General features: G+C 63.0%; 20 protein-coding genes and 2 pseudogenes. 11 read left to right on the top strand and 11 right to left on the bottom strand.

Translation table 11 applies throughout. The annotated features are described in order from the left end of the window. The 3 genes and pseudogenes from DBR22_RS01920 to DBR22_RS01910 form a co-directional block, all read right to left on the bottom strand. A pseudogene (locus DBR22_RS01920) lies at positions 1-808 on the bottom strand (type IV secretory system conjugative DNA transfer family protein); the annotation flags it as partial. Between the two features lie 1,386 nt (positions 809-2,194). Beyond that, on the bottom strand, positions 2,195-2,698 hold the full coding sequence (locus DBR22_RS01915) for a hypothetical protein (RefSeq protein ID WP_108597536.1): 504 nt from the start codon (positions 2,696-2,698) through the stop codon (positions 2,195-2,197). A gap of 253 nt (positions 2,699-2,951) precedes the next feature. Next, positions 2,952-3,335 (bottom strand): annotated as a pseudogene (locus DBR22_RS01910) (M15 family metallopeptidase); the annotation flags it as partial. A gap of 120 nt (positions 3,336-3,455) precedes the next feature. Between DBR22_RS01910 and DBR22_RS01905 the strand changes: the two are divergent. Continuing rightward, positions 3,456-4,124, top strand: a complete 669-nt coding sequence (locus tag DBR22_RS01905; RefSeq protein WP_181364985.1) for a hypothetical protein — start codon at positions 3,456-3,458, stop codon at positions 4,122-4,124. A 369-nt stretch (positions 4,125-4,493) separates the two neighbouring features. Here DBR22_RS01905 and DBR22_RS01900 read toward each other — a convergent pair whose 3' ends face one another. From DBR22_RS01900 to DBR22_RS01890, 3 genes are all read right to left on the bottom strand, one after another. Next, positions 4,494-5,435, bottom strand: coding sequence for a DUF2510 domain-containing protein (locus tag DBR22_RS01900; RefSeq protein WP_108597534.1), 942 nt, complete (start codon positions 5,433-5,435; stop codon positions 4,494-4,496). Between the two features lie 90 nt (positions 5,436-5,525). Further along, complete coding sequence (locus DBR22_RS01895; protein WP_146187341.1) at positions 5,526-5,828, bottom strand: hypothetical protein; 303 nt, start codon at positions 5,826-5,828, stop codon at positions 5,526-5,528. A gap of 174 nt (positions 5,829-6,002) precedes the next feature. Further along, positions 6,003-6,563, bottom strand: coding sequence for a hypothetical protein (locus DBR22_RS01890; RefSeq protein ID WP_258229010.1), 561 nt, complete (start codon positions 6,561-6,563; stop codon positions 6,003-6,005). Between the two features lie 229 nt (positions 6,564-6,792). On the opposite strand from DBR22_RS01890, the gene DBR22_RS01885 reads away from it, so the two are divergent. Continuing rightward, complete coding sequence (locus DBR22_RS01885; RefSeq protein ID WP_108597531.1) at positions 6,793-6,993, top strand: hypothetical protein; 201 nt, start codon at positions 6,793-6,795, stop codon at positions 6,991-6,993. 18 nt (positions 6,994-7,011) lie between these two features. Then, on the top strand, positions 7,012-7,788 hold the full coding sequence (locus DBR22_RS01880; protein ID WP_108597530.1) for a metallophosphoesterase family protein: 777 nt from the start codon (positions 7,012-7,014) through the stop codon (positions 7,786-7,788). Positions 7,789-7,818: 30 nt separating this feature from the next. Here DBR22_RS01880 and DBR22_RS01875 read toward each other — a convergent pair whose 3' ends face one another. Together DBR22_RS01875 and DBR22_RS01870 are read right to left on the bottom strand one after the other, a co-directional pair. Further along, positions 7,819-8,352 (bottom strand): hypothetical protein, encoded by a 534-nt coding sequence (locus DBR22_RS01875; RefSeq protein ID WP_181364984.1) that lies wholly within the window; start codon positions 8,350-8,352, stop codon positions 7,819-7,821. Between the two features lies 1 nt (position 8,353). Then, the gene (locus tag DBR22_RS01870) at positions 8,354-8,668 is read right to left on the bottom strand and encodes a hypothetical protein (RefSeq protein WP_108597528.1); all 315 of its coding nucleotides are present in this window, start codon (positions 8,666-8,668) and stop codon (positions 8,354-8,356) included. 1,356 nt (positions 8,669-10,024) lie between these two features. Between DBR22_RS01870 and DBR22_RS01865 the strand changes: the two genes are divergently transcribed. The 4 genes from DBR22_RS01865 (at position 10,025) to DBR22_RS01855 (ending at position 13,100) form a co-directional block, all read left to right on the top strand. Beyond that, positions 10,025-10,957, top strand: a complete 933-nt coding sequence (locus DBR22_RS01865) for an endonuclease NucS domain-containing protein (protein ID WP_108597527.1) — start codon at positions 10,025-10,027, stop codon at positions 10,955-10,957. A 198-nt stretch (positions 10,958-11,155) separates the two neighbouring features. Then, entirely contained in the window at positions 11,156-11,299 is a 144-nt protein-coding gene (locus DBR22_RS23665; protein ID WP_181364983.1) for a hypothetical protein, read from the top strand. 164 nt (positions 11,300-11,463) lie between these two features. Then, the gene (locus tag DBR22_RS01860; protein WP_146187340.1) at positions 11,464-12,348 is read left to right on the top strand and encodes a hypothetical protein; all 885 of its coding nucleotides are present in this window, start codon (positions 11,464-11,466) and stop codon (positions 12,346-12,348) included. After that, entirely contained in the window at positions 12,345-13,100 is a 756-nt protein-coding gene (locus DBR22_RS01855; protein ID WP_258229009.1) for a BspA family leucine-rich repeat surface protein, read from the top strand. Before DBR22_RS01860 ends, DBR22_RS01855 begins: the two co-directional genes overlap by 4 nt. A gap of 18 nt (positions 13,101-13,118) precedes the next feature. Here DBR22_RS01855 and DBR22_RS01850 read toward each other — a convergent pair whose 3' ends face one another. Next, positions 13,119-13,790, bottom strand: coding sequence for a helicase associated domain-containing protein (locus tag DBR22_RS01850; RefSeq protein ID WP_108597524.1), 672 nt, complete (start codon positions 13,788-13,790; stop codon positions 13,119-13,121). Then, a complete protein-coding gene (locus tag DBR22_RS01845) occupies positions 13,787-14,407 on the bottom strand; it encodes a hypothetical protein (protein ID WP_108597523.1) in 621 nt (206 codons plus the stop codon). The genes DBR22_RS01850 and DBR22_RS01845 overlap by 4 nt, the downstream gene beginning before the upstream one ends. A gap of 181 nt (positions 14,408-14,588) precedes the next feature. Here DBR22_RS01845 and DBR22_RS01840 point away from each other — a divergent pair, with 181 nt between their 5' ends. The 4 genes from DBR22_RS01840 to DBR22_RS01820 all read left to right on the top strand — a co-directional run bounded on the left by DBR22_RS01840 (position 14,589) and on the right by DBR22_RS01820 (position 20,341). Continuing rightward, a complete protein-coding gene (locus tag DBR22_RS01840) occupies positions 14,589-14,786 on the top strand; it encodes a hypothetical protein (RefSeq protein WP_108597522.1) in 198 nt (65 codons plus the stop codon). Between the two features lie 1,815 nt (positions 14,787-16,601). Then, entirely contained in the window at positions 16,602-19,070 is a 2,469-nt protein-coding gene (locus DBR22_RS01830) for a hypothetical protein (RefSeq protein ID WP_181364982.1), read from the top strand. Positions 19,071-19,315: 245 nt separating this feature from the next. Beyond that, complete coding sequence (locus DBR22_RS01825) at positions 19,316-19,534, top strand: hypothetical protein (protein ID WP_146187338.1); 219 nt, start codon at positions 19,316-19,318, stop codon at positions 19,532-19,534. A gap of 81 nt (positions 19,535-19,615) precedes the next feature. Continuing rightward, complete coding sequence (locus DBR22_RS01820) at positions 19,616-20,341, top strand: PspA/IM30 family protein (protein ID WP_108597518.1); 726 nt, start codon at positions 19,616-19,618, stop codon at positions 20,339-20,341. 29 nt (positions 20,342-20,370) lie between these two features. Here the strand turns inward: DBR22_RS01820 and DBR22_RS01815 are convergent. Next, positions 20,371-20,817, bottom strand: a 447-nt coding sequence (locus DBR22_RS01815) for an SDR family NAD(P)-dependent oxidoreductase (RefSeq protein ID WP_146187337.1), incomplete at its 5' end; no start/stop codon positions are given.

The raw sequence follows: 20,817 nt of genomic DNA, 5'->3' as shown, positions 1-20,817 counted from the left end.
CGACGAGCTTGCCGGTGAAGGCGGCCGCGGCGGCGATGCCTGCGATCACGGCGAGGCCGAGCAGCACCGGGGTGAGGAAGCTGAAGACCGCCGGGGCCAGGGCGACGACGTCGGCGGGAATGAACGGGACCCCGATGAGGGCGGCGGCGGCGAGGGCCGGGGCGATGAAGGCGCCGATGGCTGCGCGGTGGCGGGTCGCCGGGAAGGTGACATCCGAATCGAGGTCGAAGCCGGGCAGCCCTGCGGTGACCTGGGCCAGGACGGAGCGGACTTCGTCCTGGGAGGCGCCGCCGGCGGTGATGGAGATGACCATGGCCGCCGGGGAGGTGGAGTGGTGGACCGGGGTGGCGGTGCCGAGCCGGTTGGCCAGCCAGGGCGAGTACCGCTTCCGCTCCTTGTTCGAGGGCGCGCGCATCGAGACGGCGACCCAGGAGTCGGCCGGGAGTGCGTTGGCCAGGATGCGGGGAAGCTCGGTTGGGTCGATGCCGGACTGGGTCTCGCGAAGGGCCGGTGAGTTGCGGAAGACCAGGCGCCCGATGGCGGGTGAGTCGGCCAGATCGGTCGGCATCTCGGTCTCTTCGGCACGGGCACCGACAGTGTGGGCCAGGTGGACCGGCGCGTTGGCGGCCACCGTCTTGCCGTCCAGGATGACGTAGCCGTGAAGCCCGGTTGCCTCGCGGCGGGTCAGCAGGGTCGCTGCACCGTTCTGGGCGACAGCGGAAGCGAAGGTCCCGGCCCGCTGCGTGAAGGTGGTGGGGTTGGTATCGATGCCGCCGGCGCGGGCGAGGCGGAAAATCCTGAGGTCCATGCCCTAGACCATGCGTAGAATCAGCCCCCGCTGCTGAGAAACCTCATATGCGGGATAAGCGCGATTTTGGATCGCCTACCCGCGAATGGAAATCCCGCGAAACCCCGGAAGCCAGGATTCAGGTCCGCGCCCGGCTTCGGGCCTCTCCTACGTGTGGTTTGTGCAGGATAGGAACCCTCATCTTCTCGGGCCGCGGCTTGTACCAATCCAGTGTGCGGCATCCCTCGCAGAAGAGCAGCGCTGCGCGCCGCTGGCCTGCGGCCCTTCGGTGGCCGGGCTCCGCCCTCAGCCTCACCCATCAGGGACCTCCGGCCGACCCCCATCCGACGGGACTGCGTCCCAACCCGTCAGCTCGCGGCCTACAAGCAAAGGGGCTCCGCCCCAGGGAGTGCCCCATCCAGTCCCAGCCTCGGCTTGCAGTCAGCCGGACAGGGAGCGCTGCGCGCAGGCCCGTCGTGGAACAGCCAGTGCCTTCTCTTCAGGGAGTCTTGTGGTTGTAGGGGCTGCGCCCCGGGAAGGCAGGGGTCAACGATGCGTGGAACGCCAAGTCATCGACCCGTCATCGCGCTGCGCGAGCAGCGAGGAGAACCTTCAAGTCATCGTCCAGCGGCACGAACAGCTACACGATCCGTTCAGCCAACGACCAGCTCTTCGGACGGACGAAGTCCGGCTCCAGGCCGCAGGCCTTGTCCTTCAGAGAGGCCATCTCATGGGGAAGCTGCTGCGGAGCAGCCGGACAACGGACCGACAACAAGAAGCCCCACGGAAAGGAGGCCAGCCCGGCGGCAGCCGGGCCAAGGAGAGCTCTCAGAGGAACGGCCAGACAACGAGACGCGACACGAGAAGCTCAGCTCTTGGGCCATGTCCCCGGCGCGAAGCGCCTAAAGAAGCCAGCCCCAAGGGAAGCCCCGACGAGAAGACAACGACCAGTGCAGCGTCACGGGCGGCGCAGCCGCCTAGCCCCGCAGGGAAGGCCCAGTCACCAGGAGAAAGCAGCCCCCAAGGGGCCCGGAAGGAGCGCAGCGACGGACGCGGCCCCGCAGGGTGCGGGCCCACCCGTCGGCACCGGGCGCGCAGCGCCCTGGCCGACAGGGTCGACGTAGAGAGAACGAACAGTGAAGAAGGAGAACTCAAAGGTCACGTACAGCGGAAAGGGAAAACGGGAAGGGGAACGCAAAGGTTTGGGGCGAAGGCGCGCAGCGCCTGAGTCCCCTCTTAAATATGCCTCCACTCCGACCTCCACCCACAAGACTCACAGCACTCACACTGACTCACAGGCCGACGACACCAGGGCTATCGCCCGCCCTTCGCTTCGCTCCGGATGGCAGCCAGCAGAGCCGGCGGGTCGGGGGTGGTGGAAGCGGCGGCGGCTATCGCCGGTCGGTATCACTCAAGCGCGCCGCACAACACCGGCCCGATCAGGTCCCAGTTGGAGATGTCATGCTGGCCGGCCATGGCGAGGATCTCTTGCTCGGACTGGTCGGCGTAAACAATGCGCCCGACCTCCTGGACGGTCACCCCTTCGCTGGCTTCGTTCACGACGTAGCGGAACCCGACAACCGTGAGGTTGCTGCTCTCCGCATCCCAGGTCTGGACGAAGTGGCCCCGGACCACGATGCTCTTCTGCGTCTCCAGGTTCGTCCAGGTGTCGGCGGGGGCGGAGACGAACTGCTTGAAGCCGGTCACGTTGCCGTCCGCGTCCTTGAACACCGTGTAACGGGTGGACACGGTTCCGCTGATGGACGCGTCAAAGTCACCGCAGTCGGCGATGCCGGTGCCCGACTGGACGTCCGGGCCGAAGTGCTCAGGTGCAGCCGCCGAAGCCGAGCCGGCGGAAGCAAACAGGATTCCGGCGACAGCGACGGGAGCTTGGAAACGTAAGCGGGACATGAGAGCGCCTTCCATCGTGAGTGGGCGAGACGTCGGGACGAAAGGCGCTCGTGGCTGAATGCTGGCCGCCGCGGCGGTGCCCGTCAAGAGATTCCCGAAGCAGCGAAGTCGGCCCGGCGGCGCGTCGCAGAGTCTCCCCACGTCAGCGCCTCTGGCCGTCGTTGACCGCCGCCGGATTTGGGAAGCGAGGCAGTCAGCCGAAAATGTCCGCTTGCCTGCAGTGCCGCCTGGGCAGGGGCCGACGTCGAAGCATTCACTGCTGGCCGGGACGGGCGACGGAGATGACGTACTCCTCCATCGTGATGCCGCGGACTGAGATGTCGGTGGCCGCGTCCACGCCGACGAAGCGCAGGTGCCAGGGCTCGTAGGCGTAGCCGGTGATCTGCTCGGCGCCGGACGGGTAGCGGACGATGAAGCCGAAGCGGAGGGCGTTGGCCGCGGCCCATTTGCCGGCCGGCAGTTCAGCGAAGCAGGACTCGAAGCTGCACGGACCGTTGCCGCCAGCTATGTCCATCGCCCATCCGGTCTGGTGTTCGGAATGGCCATGGGGTGCGCTGACCGTTGCGGCAGTATCCGGCCCGAGCACCGCGGTGTGCTTCTCGTGGACCTGCGCCTGGGTGGCGGGGGAGCGGTAGCCGCTGACAGCCCGGTGGTGGCGCTAGACATCGGCCCGCAGATTCCGGCCGTTGCTGAACTCGGTGGTTCTGTGCCCAGAATGGCCCGCACGGTTATGTATGGCCTTGGCTACACTTTCCTCATGACACCGCATGACGAGAACCGGCACGACCGCCTTGAAGACCTGGATCCTGAAAGCCTCAGGAGGTACCGACTCGCGCGCCTTGCCGGCAATGACCAGATGGAACGTCACATCCGGATGATGGGGCTGGAGGAAACGGCCACCCTGGCCAAGCGGTACGCGAAGGAGCAAAAGGTGATCGCCGGCGTTGGCAGGGAAGCCGGGCTTGATGTTGAGGACCTGGCGGTTATGCATCGAGGTGACGAGGACCCGCGCGCCGCGGCGTGGGCGCAGGCAATAGCCTTGGAGCACCCGGAGGGGACCCCGGACAACGACCGGATGCGCGCCTTTATCGGGCTGCCGACAGCGACGCCCGGGACTCCCAGTCCCTTGATAGTGCAGGAGCATGATGGCCCGTCGGCAGGCGCAATTGAATACCGTATCTGCCTCGCCGCCCCTGAGGAAGGGATCAACGCCGCGGTGACCTCTCTGGGGGACCGGACCGGCGACGACGAGGAGGAGATCACCGCTGATCTGCAGGCAGCGCTCCACAAGCATCTGGTGGGGCTGGATCTAGAGCACATCAGGAGCATCGCTGTCGAGCTGACCCTCGGCGAGGAAGTCGTTGTGCGGATAGTCCCGGACAGCGAGCCGACTGGAATTTCTCGCCCGCCATCGGCCAGCTTGTAGCAGGTCCCTAACGAGGCCAGTGGAGAATGGGGGCCTCGTGCTTCAGCAAGAAGGGGGACGTGGACACCGGTAAAACGAGGCAGAACTGCACCACCGTAAGTTCGGTACCTCCGTGCCGTGGCAGCACTTTGGTTTAGGACCGGTGGCCCATACCATCTGCGACATCCCGGCCGACCGGCGTGAGGACGATGGCCGGCCGGTCACGAACTCCCGGACGATCCTGGTCCCGGAGGGGGAGTACAAGGTGGGGTGGTCGGAGCGTCACACCTTCCCGAAGAACGACAAGTACCAGGTACTGGAAACCGTCTCCGGTAGCTGCAGAAGAAGGAACGGCCGCCCAAGTGATCTAGGGCGGCCGTTCTCATGCGCTTACTGCGGTGCCAGGGGTGCGGTGTGGTCCGTCCAGGCGTTTCCGTCCCAGTACTGCTGGACATCCCCTCGCTGATACCAGCCGGCAGGAACGTTCCCTGGGGGAGGCGGAGGAGGGACATCTCCCGGCGCGGCTACTGCCCTCGCAGCTGCTGCTACCTCCAGTGCTGCGGCATTCTGGTGACCAACAGGGCTGGCCTTGTATTCTGCAGCAGCGTTGTTCACCTTGGTCGCAAACTTCCGAGCCTTCGTTTCATCAAGTCCGCGAACCTCCTTCAGGATGACGTCGTCGGGAGTGATGATGTTCAGGTAGACCTTCGTCCTGTCCTTCTTTGCTATGGCACCCACGACCGCCCCGGCTTTACCTGCCAGCATAGCTCCGGCGACAACTCGCGTTGCGGTGACCCTGGCGCTGACCGCTGCCCCCGTCTCAACATGGGCTTCACACTCGGCGATTGGCCACACCTTCGGGGGCAACAGGCCGCCACCGGCCTGCTTCTTCAACTCGCCACCGGCCAGGGTCAGGTCCTGGAACGTCGTCGGGAAGGTGAAGGCGGCCTTGAAGACCCCTCCAAGCTCGGCTGCGGTGGGCTCGCGGTCCACCTGATCCGGCTCGTTTGAGGGCGGCGGTGCGACGTATTCCACGCCGCTGACCCGCTGCTGAAGAGCCTCGTGGAGAGCTGCCGCTTCCTTCTTGTTCAGGAGCACCGTCAAGTAGGTGTCGATAGCCGGAGCAATCGCCGCCTGCCCCTCCCTGAGGATGAGGCGCAAGTGGCCATGCTTCAACACCTTTGGGGCCTCGAAGTCGATCTCCAAGATGTGCTCGTAGGGGATCACCCGAGGGGAGGCTTCCCGCTTGACCGGTAAGGCCTGCGCGCCAAATTCCATGATGACCGCGGTGTCTGTGAGGCGGACCAGTCCGTCCGCCGTTTTCGTCTGCATATACGCATCCTATGGGTGAAGTTTCCAATATTCGGATTGTGAATCGAACGGCAGGTTGCCGCCGGGTTGAAGGGCCGGGACAGCGCCGCCCTAGTCGGAGTACAGCGCCATCGACATGGACACGACGTAGCTCTTGTGCTCGACCCGGTTCGGGTCCACCCGCTCGGGCTCGCACTTCTTAGCGGCGTCGGCAACGTCAATAAGGCACTCGTGGCTGACAGGACATCGGGATCCTTGGTGAAGGGCAGGGAGCCGGTACGGCGGCCCGTACCGCTGGCCAAGGCTGTCATGGAAAGCCAGTCCATCGGTGAAGGCTATCGTGTCTTCCTCCTCGCCGAAGATGCGCAGTTCCACCACTTCGCCGCCTGGGTGTTGGGCTTGGGATCTGAGCATGCCGGGTCCACCACAACTGGACTCGGCTGGACCACCTGGACCGCTGGCGTGGACCCGGCTGGACCACCTGGACCGCTGGTGTGGACTCGGCTGGACCGCCTGGACCGCTGGCGTGGACTCGGCTGGACAACGTGTACCGCGGCTGGGACCAGGCATGGACCGCCGTAGAACTGCTCAGGTGCAGTCGTCGCAGAATCCCGTGGCGGGCAGCTGGATTCCATGCAAGGGGCACACTTTGTTAGTCCTTGAAGTATCTTTCTTTCTCGGATTTACCCGCGCCTCGTACTGTCGCGTCAGCTGGGGCTCAGCGTCAGCCGGAATGGTCGAGCAGTAGACGCGGTAGCATTCCAAGCGTTCGGCCGCAGCTGCCCTTTCCCGTTCAATCTCCGTATGGGGCACGTTCCGGTTGGACGCGCGGAACACTTCGTCAAACCCCTTGCCTACTGTTCCGTCTGAAGCATGCACCACTAGAGCTGAACGGGCTGGGAGGCCGTTTTCACGACAGAGGTGGATCACACGGTTAAGTAGTTTTCCGCTCCAGTTCGACAGCAGTTGGCCGGTGTGGATACCAGTGGCCCGGTTGAGTCGAGAAGCAAGTTCCGAGTAGGTGATGTAGCCGCCGTACGTCCCGGCGACTTCTACCAGTATCGGCACCGACACCTCTGACCACTCCTCGAGTGCCTGTTCGAAGGGGATCTTGACGTCTCGATGCGGCTCACGCCATGTGCCGGGCATGGTGGGGTCATAAGGTCTGCTTTCGTCGGCGGGCGCTGGCCCAACCCTAACTTTTGCAAGCGGGACCAGCCGTCGCACCACACTTGGGTCCGTAAAACCCAGCAGGGTAGATGCCGGACCGCATGGGCAGGATGGGGATCCCCTTGATTGTGCCCTCTGTTTGTGGCCGAGGATTGTCAGTGGCAGTTGCCAAGATAGCAATAGACAGCTAACCGACAAGGGAGGGTGAATGTCAAGGATTCTCTACCAAGGCTTGTCGCTTGAGCTTGGCGATGACTCATTGCAGGATGTGAAGGCTCGCATCGGTGACGCCTGCCTTGAAGGCAGACCCATCTGGCTGGAGGTCGGGCCGATTTCACTGGATGAATTCGACTATCCATCCTGCGCGATCCTTGTAGGACCAGGCATCCCGATAGCCCTTCTCGAGTAGTAAGTCCTAAGGAGCCCTATGAACGAAATGCGGCCGCTGGCCGTCGTGGGCGATGTGCATGGAGACATCCAATGGCTCAGGGATGTGGCAGTCTCATGTGCCCGCGAGAACGTCCGGACAATTCTTCAAGTCGGGGACTTAGGACTCGACTGGCCCGGCCGGAACCGAGCCCGCCTGGAAACACGCCTGGAGAGGCTACTGGCCGCCGAAGGCATGACCATGGTGACGTGCGGGGGAAACCACGACAACTGGGACACCCTGTCGTCCTTGCCTGTGCAACCAGATGGGCTCGCCACTTGGAGACCCCACATTCGTTTCCTACCCCGCGGAAGGCGTGCAACCATCGAAGGCCTGACGGTGGGAGCCCTAGGCGGCGCCTTCAGTCTCGATGGTCCTCCTCTTAGGACGGAAGGGAAGGACTGGTGGGCCAATGAGGAGCCAACCCCAGAGGAAGCCTTGAACCTTGTGGCAGGCGGACACGTTGACATCCTCCTGACACATGATGTGCCCGCTGGTGTACCCATGAAAAGTGAAATGGACCTGCCTGCAGACGTTCTGGCGAGGGCTAACCAGACAAGGGAAATCATTCAGATGGTGGTCGATGAGCTGAAACCCGGCCACGTGTTCTGTGGACATTGGCATGTCCAAGTTACTCATGAACTCCAGCATCCGACCGGCGAGAGAACCAGGGTAAACGTGCTGGCACATGAGTACAACCGCTGGGGAAACGCGGTCTTGGTGAGACCCGGCCCGTTAACCCTGACAGTAGAGTCCCTGCACGTTAGGGGCCGCTAGAGGGTAAGCCAGGAAAGCAAGAGTTTCGGGTTAAAGGGGTCGCTTTGCAATTTCCTTCACCCACCACGGGCTAGCGATGCCTTGCTTGTTGTCAGTCGAAAGCCGAAGGCGAGCTGCTCTGACGATCACCCGCTCTTCCCTGGGATCCGTGCTCGTCCGTGGATCGCTTTCATTCTCGGCCGCTCGGCTCAACGTCCTCACGTCTCGGAGCGGGCTCCTCCAGGCTTCAGCGATAATCAAGCTCTCCTCCTTGCCGGAAAGACTGCTTTCATTGAGGAGTTGCAAAGCAGCGAAGCCGACCTCGCGTCTCTTCGGATCATCCTCCAGGCTTGCTTCCAACGCCCATACTGCTCGCGGCCACCAATCTGACCGGCTTCCAGCCTTTGTCTTGCGATCCCGAAGCCGGAGCCAACCGATCGCCGCGAAGGAGACGACTCCGAGGATGACGACGAGCGGCCCAACGGCGGCAACGATCTGCCACCACGCGCCGTCCGACTCATGAATGATGATTTCGATACGGCTCGGGGACGGTATCAGGTATGCAGGACCAGCATAGGCGCTCAATTCATGCCCCCGAAGGGTCCAGTGCATCGATCCGCACAACCGGTGACGTCATCCTGAGAGTGGGGATGTCTTCGCGGACGTGGATCCAGAAGCGGGCGGACGCCCCGACAGCACATGACTCGAGTAGGAGCAGCCCTAGTGCCTCCCCGTCGCGACGCAGCTGCGAGAACCCCGCGTCGAGATAATCGACAAGTGGCGCGCTGGCACCCATCTGCCGCGTCACCGTTCTGGCCTTCAGATCGAGCACGTAGTGGCTGCCTGTGGCGGTGGCCACGAGGTAGCGGCCCGCATCGTCGTTGTGTAGTTCCCGCACCATGGTCAGAGTGTACGTGCGGCCTGTGACACCGTTTCGGAACCACCGGCAACGGGGAATACCGGGTCCGCGTGGCGGATGGGCGGTGACTCCGACGAATTCATAAGGAGGAATTCACATGCACGTCGCCCAGGGGCTTTGTCATCGATTCTAGGGACGGTTCCCGGGCCTAATGGTCAGTGGGCAACTTCTTTCGGGTTCAACGCTTCTCGCCCCCAACACTGGTACGAACGCAACTTGCTTCATTCACGTTGCGATCAGGCGTTCGGCGACGTCTTCCGTTGATGTGAGCTCCACACCGCCTTGACTGGCCATCCCTTCCATGTCACCGGCCGTAGGGACTCGAGCGCCGGGCCAGTCAGAAGCGCGAGTTCGACCTGTCCGGCTGATGTCGCCCGGGTGTGTCCTGCCCGTGGATCTGGATGGCGTGCCGCCGAGTAAATGCGGCATTGCGTATTCGTAGCGGTAACGCCATGAATTTGCGTTGATAGACGGATCACACCCGGCGAGCCACTCTTGGTTTACCGATGCACCAACAAGCGCCTGCGCTACGGCTGACAGGCTGGCTTGGAGGCATGCTCCCTGAGGGCCACAAGTCGCGTCCTGTCCGTACCCTCTGATCAGCTTTGAAATCCCGCTGCCGCCCTAGCCGCAACGGCGGATTTCCCGCCAGCCAGGAACCGAAGCATCCAGCCGCTCAACCCGGTCGACCCCCAGCTTGCCTTCGCGGCTGCCGATGCGCTGTTCGTGCAGCCGTATGCCGAGGACCGTTCCTGCCCGGTATGCAAGCCGTTGTGGCGCGGCCAATCGTTGCCGGCAGCCAAGTACTCCGCGAGTTCGGGCCTCGTTGTTGGCGGGACGTCCCAGTCTGGAATCGCGTCCAGGCCTTCGCGGTAGGCGGGGGAGAGGATGCCCGCGGCGGCGTCCTGCCGGCGGCGGTGCAGCCAAATGCCCAGGGCCGTTCCCGTGCAGTCTTCGCGCCGGTGGTGGGCGGCCGGCCAGTCGGCTCGTCGAACGCCACGACGTCAACCAGATTCTGTCGGCCGGCCGATGTTTGGCGGGTGGCGGCGCCGAAGGCTGTCTTGTGCGCGGTCCGCAGTCCCGCGCACGCCTTGGCGGCCAGAAGAAGGTGGCGGCGTACCGTACTGTGGGCGGCCCGGCCAGGACCGCGATCCTAGGGGACGGGATGCCCTGCCTGTACATCTGCACCCCGCTCGGAGTCCGGCGCGCGGCGCGCGGCGCTTAGCGCTTACCAGATGACTGAGCCCACCGGCCATGCCGTCGGACGGTATACCTCCGCATGGGATACCTTCAGGAAGGCAATGAGGCCCCCACTGGGCCCCAAACACTTGGAGAGCAATGACGACAGCATGGATGGTCCGGCAGGGCACGCGTGGCCGGAACGCCGAAGAAATGATCGAAGCCGGTTACATGGGCGTGGACTTCATCGGCGACTACGACCTCACCCCGCATCTGGGCGAAGGGTCGGAGGCGTTCCGCTCCGCCGCGATCCAGGTGTTCCTCGGGCAGGAACCGGACAAGACCAAAGTCGCTGCCGGCCTCGCCGCGGGCAACCTTTGGTGGGCCTGCGAAGGAATCACCGAGGGCGACCTCGTCCTGGCACCCAAGCCGGACCGCACCTACCAGTACGGCATCGTCACCGGCGGCTACGAATACCACCCGGGCACGGACCTGCCGCACCGGCGCCGGGTCGACTGGAAGGGTTCCTTCAGCCGGGACGACATGAGTCCCACTTTGGCGTCATCGGCCGGCTCGCTGATGACGGTGTTCCAGCTGACTGCGCACGCCGCCGAGCTCGCCACGCTCACGCAGCTGGCCGACCCGGCCCAGCCCATCACCCAGGCGATCTCCGCCCAGGTTGAGGACCAGCTGGCTTTCCAGATGGAGAAGCAGCTCGAGGACTTCCTGGTCCACAACTGGGCCAGTACCTCCCTGGGCCGCGAGTACGACATCTACACGGAGGACGGCCAGCCGGTCGGTCAGCAGTACCCGACCGACACCGGCCCCCTAGACATCCTCGCGATCAGCAAAGACAAGACCCGCCTACTGGTGGTTGAGCTCAAGCGCGGCCGGGCCAGCGACTCCGTTGTCGGCCAGATCCAGCGGTACATGGGCTTCGTCCACGAAACCCTGCTCGAACCCGGACAGAGCGTCGAAGGCGTCATCATCGCCCAGGAAGACGACCTGCGGATCCGGCGGGCACTCTCGATGGCAAGCAACATCCGGTTCATGAAGTACCGGGTCGAATTCCACCTGGAAGCCGCGGAATAGAAGGGGCCGGCGATGGCTGTGGTGGTGCGTGCGTGCGGTCTGACCGCACCACTCACCGCCGGGCCCCGTTTCACACATTAGGGGAGCCCACGGACGACGCACACGGGTCGAGGTACCTGTTTCCAAACTTAGGGGCTACCCGGTCCCCTGCACGCGAGAGCCGGAGATAGGGGCGCGGTGACGAGGCTAAAGTATGGGGTGGAGATTACAGGCACCATTGAAGCCCCAGACGGCAGTCACGACCGCGTCACCGCACAAGGCGGAACCTACGAGGAAGCCAAAGCGGCACTCGAGGCTCTGGTCCCTGAAGGCCACAAGCTCATCGTCGTCCGGACCCTCTGAGCAGGCCTGCGGCCGACGAGCCACCGCTTTCCTTAGAGCGATTCGGGAGGCCGCGCGACGCAGTGCCATTGTCCGCTTCAAAAATGAGACTGCCAGAACTACAGTGCGGCGGACCTACGCATGGTCCCAGGTGATTCTCACGTCCACGCGGTCAAGGAAGCATCATGTCACCCGTCTCTCCTCGTCGTCTGCGGCGAAACCTGTCGAAAGTGCTGCGCTCCTCCGCGGGGGCTTTTGATCTCACATCTGTCCTGGTCGGCGCGGTGGCGGTCGCCATCATGGCCGGGGGTGTCCTCGCTGCGGTCTTCGGTGTTATCCCGTTCGCCCAGGACCATGCAGCCAAGCAGAGGCTGGAGGCCGTGGGAACAGGCCAGGGAATCACAAAGGTCCAGCGCGGCCGGTTTCAGAACCTTGCCTCCCTAAAAGACACCGGAATAGCTGTAACCGCCGGTTTGGGAACCATCACCCATGCCGACGGCAGCTGCTACGTCGCCGCCTCCAGATCTGACAGTGGGCGGGCTTTCCTGACCACCAGCAACGCTCCGACACCCATCGAGGTGTCAGGCCCAGTCGACACCGGCTGCGTAGCACGCCCCGATCTGGATTCAATGGCCATCGAGGTCACCGGCCAACCCTTTCCGGAGATCGCAAGGATGACAACGGAATGGGACACCAGCCTCCCCAACTCGCCTTGGATGGGTCCGTGCACCACCATAACTCTGCCTCTAACAGGGGTCATCGATGCCACCCTTGATTGGGGCGATGGAACCGTCGAGAAATTCTCCAGCGAATTCCCTTCCCACCCCTATGCGGGCACACCAGGGCCGCGGACCATTGTGATCGAGGGGACGTTCACCGGCTGGGTCGGCCAGAACTTGCCCGATTGGTCCTACGACTGCCTGACTGCCGTGACCGAATGGGGCGATACCGGAACGGTGGAGGCTGAGGCAGCGTTCGCTTTTGCCACGAATCTCACCAGCATGAACAGTCCTCCGGAGTCCATTACCAGCATGCGTTCCTTCTTTGACAGCACCACAAGCTTGCCTTGAGCGGAACCTGGGACACATCAAGCGTCACAGACATGGCATCCATTTTCTATTTCTCGTCCTTCAACGGCGACATCAGCGGCTGGGACACCTCAAGCGTCACGGACATGACCTACATGTTCTACTTCACCCCATTCAACGGAGACATCAGCGAGTGGGATACATCCAAGGTCACGAGTATGTCGACTATGTTCAGCGACTCAGAATTTAATGGTGACCTCAGTGCGTGGGACACTTTCAGCGTGCAGAACATGTCGAACATGTTCACGGCTTCACGTTTCAACAGCGACATCAGCCGTTGGGACACATCGAACGCACGGGATATGACGAGCCTGTTCTACCGGCCCGAGTTCACCGGCGACATCAGCGGCTGGGACACCTCAAGCGTCGAGAGGATGGCAGGGATGTTCTCCGGCGCCGCGTTCAACGGTGACATCAGTGGCTGGGACACCTCAAGCGTGGACAGCTTTGCCAACATGTTTGAAGACTCGCCATTCAACGGGGATCTCAGCGGCTGGGATACCTCGAGTGCGACCATCATGAGCAGCATGTTTGACGGTTCGTCGTTCAACCGCGACATCAGCAATTGGGACACCTCTCAGGTGGTCATGATGGACCAGATGTTCAGGGACACCGGGGCTTTCAACCAGGATCTGAGCGGCTGGGATACGAGCAAGGTCGTTGTGGCTTTCGGTTTCAGTGCCGGTTCGGCCCTCGCCCCTGAGAATCTGCCGCCGGGCGCTCTCTTCCGGTAGTTGGGAGATCGTCAGGCCTCAGTCGCCAGGTCGTGAAGCTGTCCGCCTGCCGCCGCTTCGTGCACGGCCTTCCCGCCAGCCAGGTAGCTGTCCGTCCAGCCTTCCCTCACGGTCCGGGGTCAGCTTGCCTTCGCGGAGGCTGATCCGCTGTACGTGCAGCCACACACCCAGCACCCGCTCCTGCTCGGTGGCCGGTCCCTTGTGCCGCGGCCAGTCGTGGCCGGCCGCCCGGTAGTCGGATAGCTCTGCGAGCCGCTGGTCCCACCGGGCGGCGTTTACCTCGGTCCTGCTCGACTGAGTGTCCCAGCCGGGGATGGCAGCCAGCCCTTCCCGGTAGAGGGGGGAGAGGGTGCCCGCCTCGGCGGCCTGCCGGCGGGCGTGGAGCCAGGAACCCAGCGACCTCTCCCGCGCGGACTTCCCGCCGGTTGTCGGCAGCCGGCCTTCCGCTTCGAAGAACGCGATGGTGTCGTTCAGGTTCCGCATCCCGGCTGCGGTGTTCCTGATGGCCTTGCCCAAGGCTGCCTGGTGCTCATCCCTGAGCCCAGGTTCTGTCTGGGCGGCCAGGTGCAGGTGATAGCGGACGGTACTCTCGGCCATCCCCTTGGCTGCCGCAATCTTCGGTGCGGGAACGCCCTGCCTGTACATCTGGACGAGCTCCGGGTCCGGGGCGCGCCGGCGGGGTGCAGTCACCGGGTGATGAACCTGTCCGCGCTGACCACCGGCCGGGCGTCGGTAGAGGCAATCAGCGGCTTCACCCCTGGAGCTTCCGCGGCGCAGTACTGCTCCAGAGCATCCGGGTTGAACTGCTTCCGGCCGTGGTTGTCGAGCACACAGAGGTAAGCCAGCGGCGGCTCGGTGCCCGGGTGCTGGAGCTGGAACTCGGTCAACAGGAGCGTGAGCTTGTCCGCGTCCCGCTTCAACGACTTCAGGCTCAGGCCACCCTGGGCGGAGGCGCCGATCTTCAGTTCGCTGATGACCGCGAGATCCTTCAGGAGCCCCAGGCCCGAAAGATCGGACGCTTTGCCGAGTCGGTTCGCGTAGTGCGGCATCATGATGCCAGGCTCCCGCGTGACCACGACGTCGGGACGAACCTCACCGCCGCCGACCTTGGCCTTCAACGCGGACTCGGAGAAGTTCTTGATGTGGATGATCGGCTCACGGGCGACCCTGTCGATGCCGAACTGAGAGATCAAGTAGTGGGCGAACCACGCTTGGTACGAGGGTTCCGGCGCCCAGAAGTGGCTGCAGGTCTGGGCAAAAACACTCCACGCCGCCTCGAACTTGATCGCTACCTGTTCCTGGCCCATGATCCCCCTGCCCACAATGGCGGGCCGCCTTGCCCGTTCCCCCAGAATAGCTGCGGACTGCCCCGGCCATGCTCAAGAGGGTGAGAGATGTCGGCCAGCCTCTGATGGCACCTTGCCGGGGCTGCCGCACACATGGACTCGGAAGCGGATACGCTTCGCCAGGCTTCCCGAAAGGACCGTCATGCCAGCCACGAAGAAGACCCGTCACGGCTTCGCCCAGACTGCCGAGCTCGTCAGCCGCCGGGTCCAGTTCGCTGCCTCAGGAGCGGCCGGCGCACACGCGGACCAGAAGGCCCGCGTCCACCGGACCGGCCAGACCAACCGGATCGGCTCCCGCTCCGCATGGGTCCGGGCAGCGGTACGCCACGAATTCAGCTAGGCGCAGCAGACAGCTTTAGTTGAACCCGGCTTTAAGTGGCGGTCATTTAACGCTGGTCGAACTCGTCGCTTGCCCGGAATTCGCCGTAGCGACTGAGCTCGAGCTGCATCGGCTCGTCCCGCTGGTGCATCTGGCCTCTACGTTCCAAGCCAAGCACGTCACAGGCCGCCGAACCTATGACGTGGCGGATGTCTGCGGCGTGATCCCGGGTGTCCTTTCGGATCCGGGAGCCCCTTAGCCATATGTGGTCGGGGCAGCTAGAACTTAAACTCGGGGAATTGTTGGGCAACGTCACCAGGGTACGCGTCGTAGGAAACTTCGGAGGCGACTGGAACTTTCACGCGCCTTCGTGCCGAAATGCAGTGATCCTTTGCCGACAGTGAGCTTCTTTATCGATTTCCCGTCTAGGGCCTGTCGCTGCCGGTTCACACTGAGCCGTCCTTTGCCGCACTTGAAGTTGATGATCGCGCCGGCGGGTCTTTGGAAGAAGGCCGTGGCCGTCGCATTCCAGAAGGCGTTTATAGTCTGTGTTGTGCCGCCGGGCAACTGCTTGGTTTTGAGCATTGGGGGCCATCTCCTTAGGCAGGTCGTGCAAGCACCTTAGGCCGTTGAAAGGCCTCGCATTAACTCATTGAACAACTCCGTCAAACTGCCAAGACCAGCTCCAGTATGTTGGGCCAGATCCTTCGCTTGCCGGCGACCACACGGACATCACAGCGCCAACGAGGAGGATAAGTCCAAGACATCCCACGTGCATTGTTGGCGGGTCCCACAGCCTCAGAAAGAAGGATTAGGAAAGACGCTAGACGAAGTGGAATTCCTGAGTAAAGTTTGCCAAAGGTCTCCCGGTTGAAGTTTCTCGGTCCTTTAGGAGGCACGCATGGCAAACGGCAAGGTCCCTGACATCAAAGTTGGGGCGAAGTTCTCAGTGGCGGCGGTCGGCGGTCATCCCCGTTTGACCATCGACTACGACAGGCGGACCCACAAGTTCACAGACAGCTACCTCAATCCAAAGACCTATTGCATCGCGATAACGGACTTTCCGCGGAAGAAGCTTATCAGGGAATCCGAACGGGACTTCAGCGGCTCCGGCGCAAGTCCGCTCAGCAAGCAAATGGTTCTCGCTCATGCGATCAGCTCTGCCCCGCAGCCTGGAACAGCTCCCGCCAATGTAGGCGTTGGCTCGGCTCCTCCGGCCGCAGTTCGAGTTCCAGCTACCGACGGCGGAAAGCCCGCGGGGGCTGGTAACGGCGCTAACCAGAGAGCCGTCCCCACAGGCGCCGGGTAACCATTCTACCTTTCGACCGGAGCAGGTCAGGACGTGGACCAAGCGTCGCTGGGTCAGAAGTACGGCGAATACACGCGAGACCGACGATGCCGACCAAGAGGCCATGAAGAACCGTTGCATCAGGGGCTTCCTCTTGTTGGTAATTCCTTCGGCGGCGCAGTCGTACGTCGGCCGCCGACCGCAACAGAGGCGTCCACGCCTGATTTTCACCTAATGTGAGGTTCTTCCTGGCTACGAGGAGACTTGCTTCACGGCTGCCACATAACAACGTGATGTATATGAGGCAAATGATGAGCGAAAATAAGAACTCAGCCGGCCACTTTCGCGACACAGTGGTCCTACACGGTCTTACGGAAATTCGTGTACACGGCGTGGGCGGCACCCGACCAGAAGAGCTTCTCTGCGACTTGAGCCCAAAGCGGGTGGCGGGAGATGCCATCGCAGGGTTCTACAGGACATCGGACGATCGCGGTAGGCACCGAGAGGCGTACTCGTGGGGTGGCCTTACCTCACACTCCCCGCTTCGCGTGCTCTGGACGCTGTTGATGCCATCCATGCTTGCCAACATGGCCGGGTGGATGGCTCGAAGCCGTGTGAAATCGGGCGAGGAGGAAGCAACTCAAGAGCCGACGACGTGGATTTTCCGGTGGTTTGCGCGCCTTGCCGCCCTGGTGCTGACTCTCCACGCCGCGGTCATAGTCACGATACTGAGCCTGGACACCTTCGCTTACCAGTGCCTTGGGCAGCTCCAGTGCAGCAGACGTCTGGTGGCCGCGAGCTGGTTACCTGCGTTGAACTTCCTCCATGAGCGCCCCGGAATCCGGCTGGCCCTGGGAGTTATCGTCCCCGTTGCAGTCGCGCTACTCTTCTTCGTCCTCGCATGCCGTTCGCGGACCAGATATGAAAGAGTCGAGCCGCCAACACCCTTTCGAACCCTGCCCGCGCCTGGGGTTCGGTGTGCCGCTGCGCAGAAAGGGGGATTGCGGAGCGCCCAGTTCTGGTCAGGGTGGTTGTGGCACAAGCACTTGTCGGATCTGCATCTGGCGGCGAGCGTCGCAGTTCCAACAGGGACGCTGGGCTGGTGCGTGTCCGAGCTCGGGGAGCGCATGAACCTCCCGGCCAATTCTCCTATGGTTGTCGCTCGGCTTGCGACCGCAGCTTCCATCGTCGTCGTCTTGATTATCGTCGGGATGCTCGCGACGGACGCAGCCCACGAGTACTTCGCCCGCGGAACGCTAATATTTTCGGGCGTTTTCCTCTTCATCACCTCTGTCGCGGCGTGGACTCTGCCTCTTGAACTCGTTCAGGCGGACGATGGCGGCGCCAAGACAGTTCTTCAACCGGTCGGCGTAGCACCAGGGATCGAGTCGGTCACGGTCAGTTGGGGGCTCGCCCTCCTATTGCTGTTCCCCCTGGTCGTTCAGCAAGTAACGGCGTGGGGTGCCCGGTGGTGGAAAGCGGCGAAGGAGGCTCGGAGGCGCGGGGACTTCGAGGGCCGAAGGGCGGAGCTGAAGTGGGTTAGAGCGAAAGCGCGCGGCACTCTTAAAGTGTTCCCGTTTGCCGCACCGGTCGTTCTGAATGTCGTGGCACTCATCCTTGGTAACGCGGTGCTGTTGTCTCTAATGATGCTCGCGGCCGGGGGGCTCGGAGAGGTCAGCTACGGGTTCAGGCCAGAGAGAGGCGTACTGGAGCCAACGGTGGGCCCTGCACTTTGGGTCCCGAAGGCTGTGATGTCCATAGCCTCCGTGCTTGCCCTGGGTGTTATCGTCGTACTCGGCTTGTTCGGCGTGGCCGTCTGGATATGGTTGGCCGCGAAATCGAAGGCTAAGGCATCCTCTCTCGTGGATGAACTCAGGACCGCCTATGACGAGGCGGAAATGCGATCCGGTTCGTTGACGAGGGCTCCCGCGAAAGCCGCGACTGCCCAGGAACGCAGGGACGCATGGACAGTGTCGGCGTTCGAACCTGCCCCGTTCGACCACTCAAGGTCTGCCCTAGCCAGGGCAACGAAAAGCCGTCCAAGCAAATGGGTGCGGCAGGCTGCGCGGGCGTGTCTGATCGGCGAGTACACACCCAACCTCGCAGCAATTCTAGCGATTACGGTCTCTGCTGTGGGTGTTTTGGGGACCCTGCTCGTCGTCACGCAGATCTGGGATCCCCAGACATGGGTTGCCGAACTGGTCACGTGGCTGAGCGTGTTGCTACCTGTGTCGTACGTGGCGGCGCTGAGACTGATGTTCCGAAACGAAAGGGTTAGAAGGGCGATGATGTCGCCCTTCGACGTCGGAACGTTCTTCCCGCGTTCATTCCATCCATTCGCCCCACCCTCGTATACCGAACGTGCGGTGCCGGAGCTGACAAGACGGATTTGGTGGCTGCATGATTTCGGGGGAAGGGTAGTCTTGACTGCACATTCGCAAGGGAGCGCCCTGACCGCTGCCGTCTTGGCGCGTCAGTCCGAGCGCACGGAGGAGAATCCCGTCGGGCTGGTAACACTGGGCTCTCCGCTGGCGAAGCTATACCGGTGGGCGTTTCCCGCGTTGTTCAGCGACGGGCTCCTGCAGAGTTTTGCCAAGGGGCATGGAGGGTTCGGCGACATCCACTGGCGCAACGTCTTCTACGCGACCGACTACATCGGTGGGCCCGTCGCTACCAAGGCGTGGTCGGCGTCGCTTAGAAAGATCGATATGAGCATGATCGACCCTATGACGGACAAATTCGTGTTCGGCCAGCCCTTACCAAACATCCTGAGTCATACAGGCTACTGGGTCGACCCGAGGTTCTGGCGCGAGGTTGAGAAAATGTGCGACATAGTGGCGCCCTATCACTTCCGTGCGACGGATACGGGCGCTCATTCCGTGAGCTACGGGGACTCGGCCGGAATGTCACTTTCACGGCCGCCTGTCAACGGGTCGCCAAGCAACATCGGAGATGACGAGGAAGCTTCGCTGGCAACCATCGCTCCTGACTCCACGACGCCGCTCCCATATCAGTGAGAAGCGAGGGCGGCAGGCCAACGCGCAGCCGCATCAGAAGCGATTTATATGGCTTCAAGGACCTCGGCATTGCCCATGTCTTTTAACTTGCACGCGACTTGTGAAAATGACATACGGTATACCCGCGTATGCGGGTCGTCTATTCAGAGTCCAAAACGGCCCGCAGGGGTTCGACACATTTTGGCTGCTGCCATTACAGAAGTCCTTTGCTCTGCGGTGATGTCTTTAGTTTCGGCCGCCCCAGCGTGGTTGATGCAGCGAACCTTGCCGCCTGGTCCGGAGCCCGGGACAACCGCCTCTGGGTAACCATCTGCGTCGGCCTGCCAGGGATTCTGGTGGGCTTGGCGACTATGGATTCCCCGTACGATCTGAAGCGCCACCTTGCCGCCGTCGTGGCGTTTCCGATGGCACTGGCCGGCGTCGTAGAGGTCATTCGGGTGCGCGTCTGCCGGCAGAGGGAATAGTGGCACCCCAGGGCCAGGGTGTGGTCCCCGGTGGTGCCGTACACATAAAATGCGATTCACCTCCCCGATAGAAAGACCACCGTGAAGCAGAGTATTTTCGCCCGAGTAGCCCAGCTCGCCAAGGCCAACATCAACGCCCTCCTGGACTCAGCTGAAGACCCCCAGCAGATGCTGGACCAGATGATCCGGGACTACTCGGAGAACATCCGTGAAGCCGAGGCCGCAGTAGCGCAGACCATCGGCAACCTCCGCATGGCCGAGGATGAGCACAGACGCAACCTCGCCGAGGCCAACGAATGGGGCCGGAAGGCTCTGGCCGCGTCCAGGAAGGGCGACGAGTTCCGGTCCGCCGGCAACCCCGACGCGCAGAAGTTCGACAACCTCGCCAAGCTCGCCCTTCAGCGGCAGATGACGGCCGAATCCACCGCCAAAGCCCAGGCACCCGGTCTGGCCGCCCAGAACGAGGTCGTCGACAAGCTCAAGAACGGCCTGGATCAGATGAAGGGCAAGCTCGGGGAGCTTACGGCCAAGCGCAACCAGCTGGTCAACCGGGCCCGGGTCGCCGCTGCCCAGTCCCAGGTCAACGATGCGCTCAAGTCCCTGGACGCCGGAGACCCGACCTCGGCGATCGGCCGGTACGAGGACAACATCCGCCGCCAGGAGGCCACGGTCCGCGGCCAGCAGGAACTCGCCGCGTCATCCCTCGATGCCCAGTTCGCCTCCCTGGAAGACCTCGGTGAGCAGACCGAAGTGGAAGCCCGGCTCGCTGCGCTGAAGTCCATGGACCGGAAGGCCATCGACTACTAGGACCGCGCCTATCCGAAAGCATCCGGCTTTCAGCTCGATGATTGGTCCTCCTTCTTCATGAAGTAGTCGACCCCGGTATATCCGCCGTCGGCCACGATTGATGCCCCGGTGATGAAGGCGGCGTCGGAGCTGAGGAGGAAGGCGACGACTTTCGCGATGTCTTCGGGACTCCCGTTGCGGCCCAGGGGAGTGAGAGTCGATGCCTCGTACGACTCGGTCAGTATGCCCGAGTCGACCCAGCCCGGTGTTACCGCGTTGACCCGGACGCCGCGCGGTCCCAATACGTTGGCAAGGCTCTTGGTGACTGAGAGAAGTGCGGCCTTGCTGGCTGAGTAGGCGATGCCCTGGAACGAGCCCACGTACGCGTCGGTGCTGGCAATGTTGACGATGCTTCCGCCAGCGGGGATGCGAGGGCCTATCGCTTGGGCCAGGATGAGTGGGGCAGTGACGTTCACTTCCAGTGTCCTGTCCCAGGC

The organism is Arthrobacter sp. HMWF013 (genome assembly GCF_003061105.1).
In the GTDB taxonomy this organism is placed as follows: Bacteria; Actinomycetota; Actinomycetes; order Actinomycetales; family Micrococcaceae; genus Arthrobacter.
Note: the sequence above shows the minus strand (reverse complement) of the source record. Positions and strands in the feature narration are given on the sequence as shown.

Bases quoted from the DNA above. Each gene is read 5' to 3' on its own strand.
- DBR22_RS01915 (WP_108597536.1), bottom strand. From the start codon at position 2,698: ATGTCCCGCTTACGTTTCCAAGCTCCCGTCGCTGTCGCCGGAATCCTG.
- DBR22_RS01905 (WP_181364985.1), top strand. From the start codon at position 3,456: ATGACACCGCATGACGAGAACCGGCACGACCGCCTTGAAGACCTGGAT.
- DBR22_RS01900 (WP_108597534.1), bottom strand. From the start codon at position 5,435: ATGCAGACGAAAACGGCGGACGGACTGGTCCGCCTCACAGACACCGCG.
- DBR22_RS01895 (WP_146187341.1), bottom strand. From the start codon at position 5,828: ATGCTCAGATCCCAAGCCCAACACCCAGGCGGCGAAGTGGTGGAACTG.
- DBR22_RS01890 (WP_258229010.1), bottom strand. From the start codon at position 6,563: ATGCCCGGCACATGGCGTGAGCCGCATCGAGACGTCAAGATCCCCTTC.
- DBR22_RS01885 (WP_108597531.1), top strand. From the start codon at position 6,793: ATGTCAAGGATTCTCTACCAAGGCTTGTCGCTTGAGCTTGGCGATGAC.
- DBR22_RS01880 (WP_108597530.1), top strand. From the start codon at position 7,012: ATGAACGAAATGCGGCCGCTGGCCGTCGTGGGCGATGTGCATGGAGAC.
- DBR22_RS01870 (WP_108597528.1), bottom strand. From the start codon at position 8,668: ATGGTGCGGGAACTACACAACGACGATGCGGGCCGCTACCTCGTGGCC.
- DBR22_RS01865 (WP_108597527.1), top strand. From the start codon at position 10,025: ATGACGACAGCATGGATGGTCCGGCAGGGCACGCGTGGCCGGAACGCC.
- DBR22_RS01860 (WP_146187340.1), top strand. From the start codon at position 11,464: ATGTCACCCGTCTCTCCTCGTCGTCTGCGGCGAAACCTGTCGAAAGTG.
- DBR22_RS01845 (WP_108597523.1), bottom strand. From the start codon at position 14,407: ATGGGCCAGGAACAGGTAGCGATCAAGTTCGAGGCGGCGTGGAGTGTT.
- DBR22_RS01840 (WP_108597522.1), top strand. From the start codon at position 14,589: ATGCCAGCCACGAAGAAGACCCGTCACGGCTTCGCCCAGACTGCCGAG.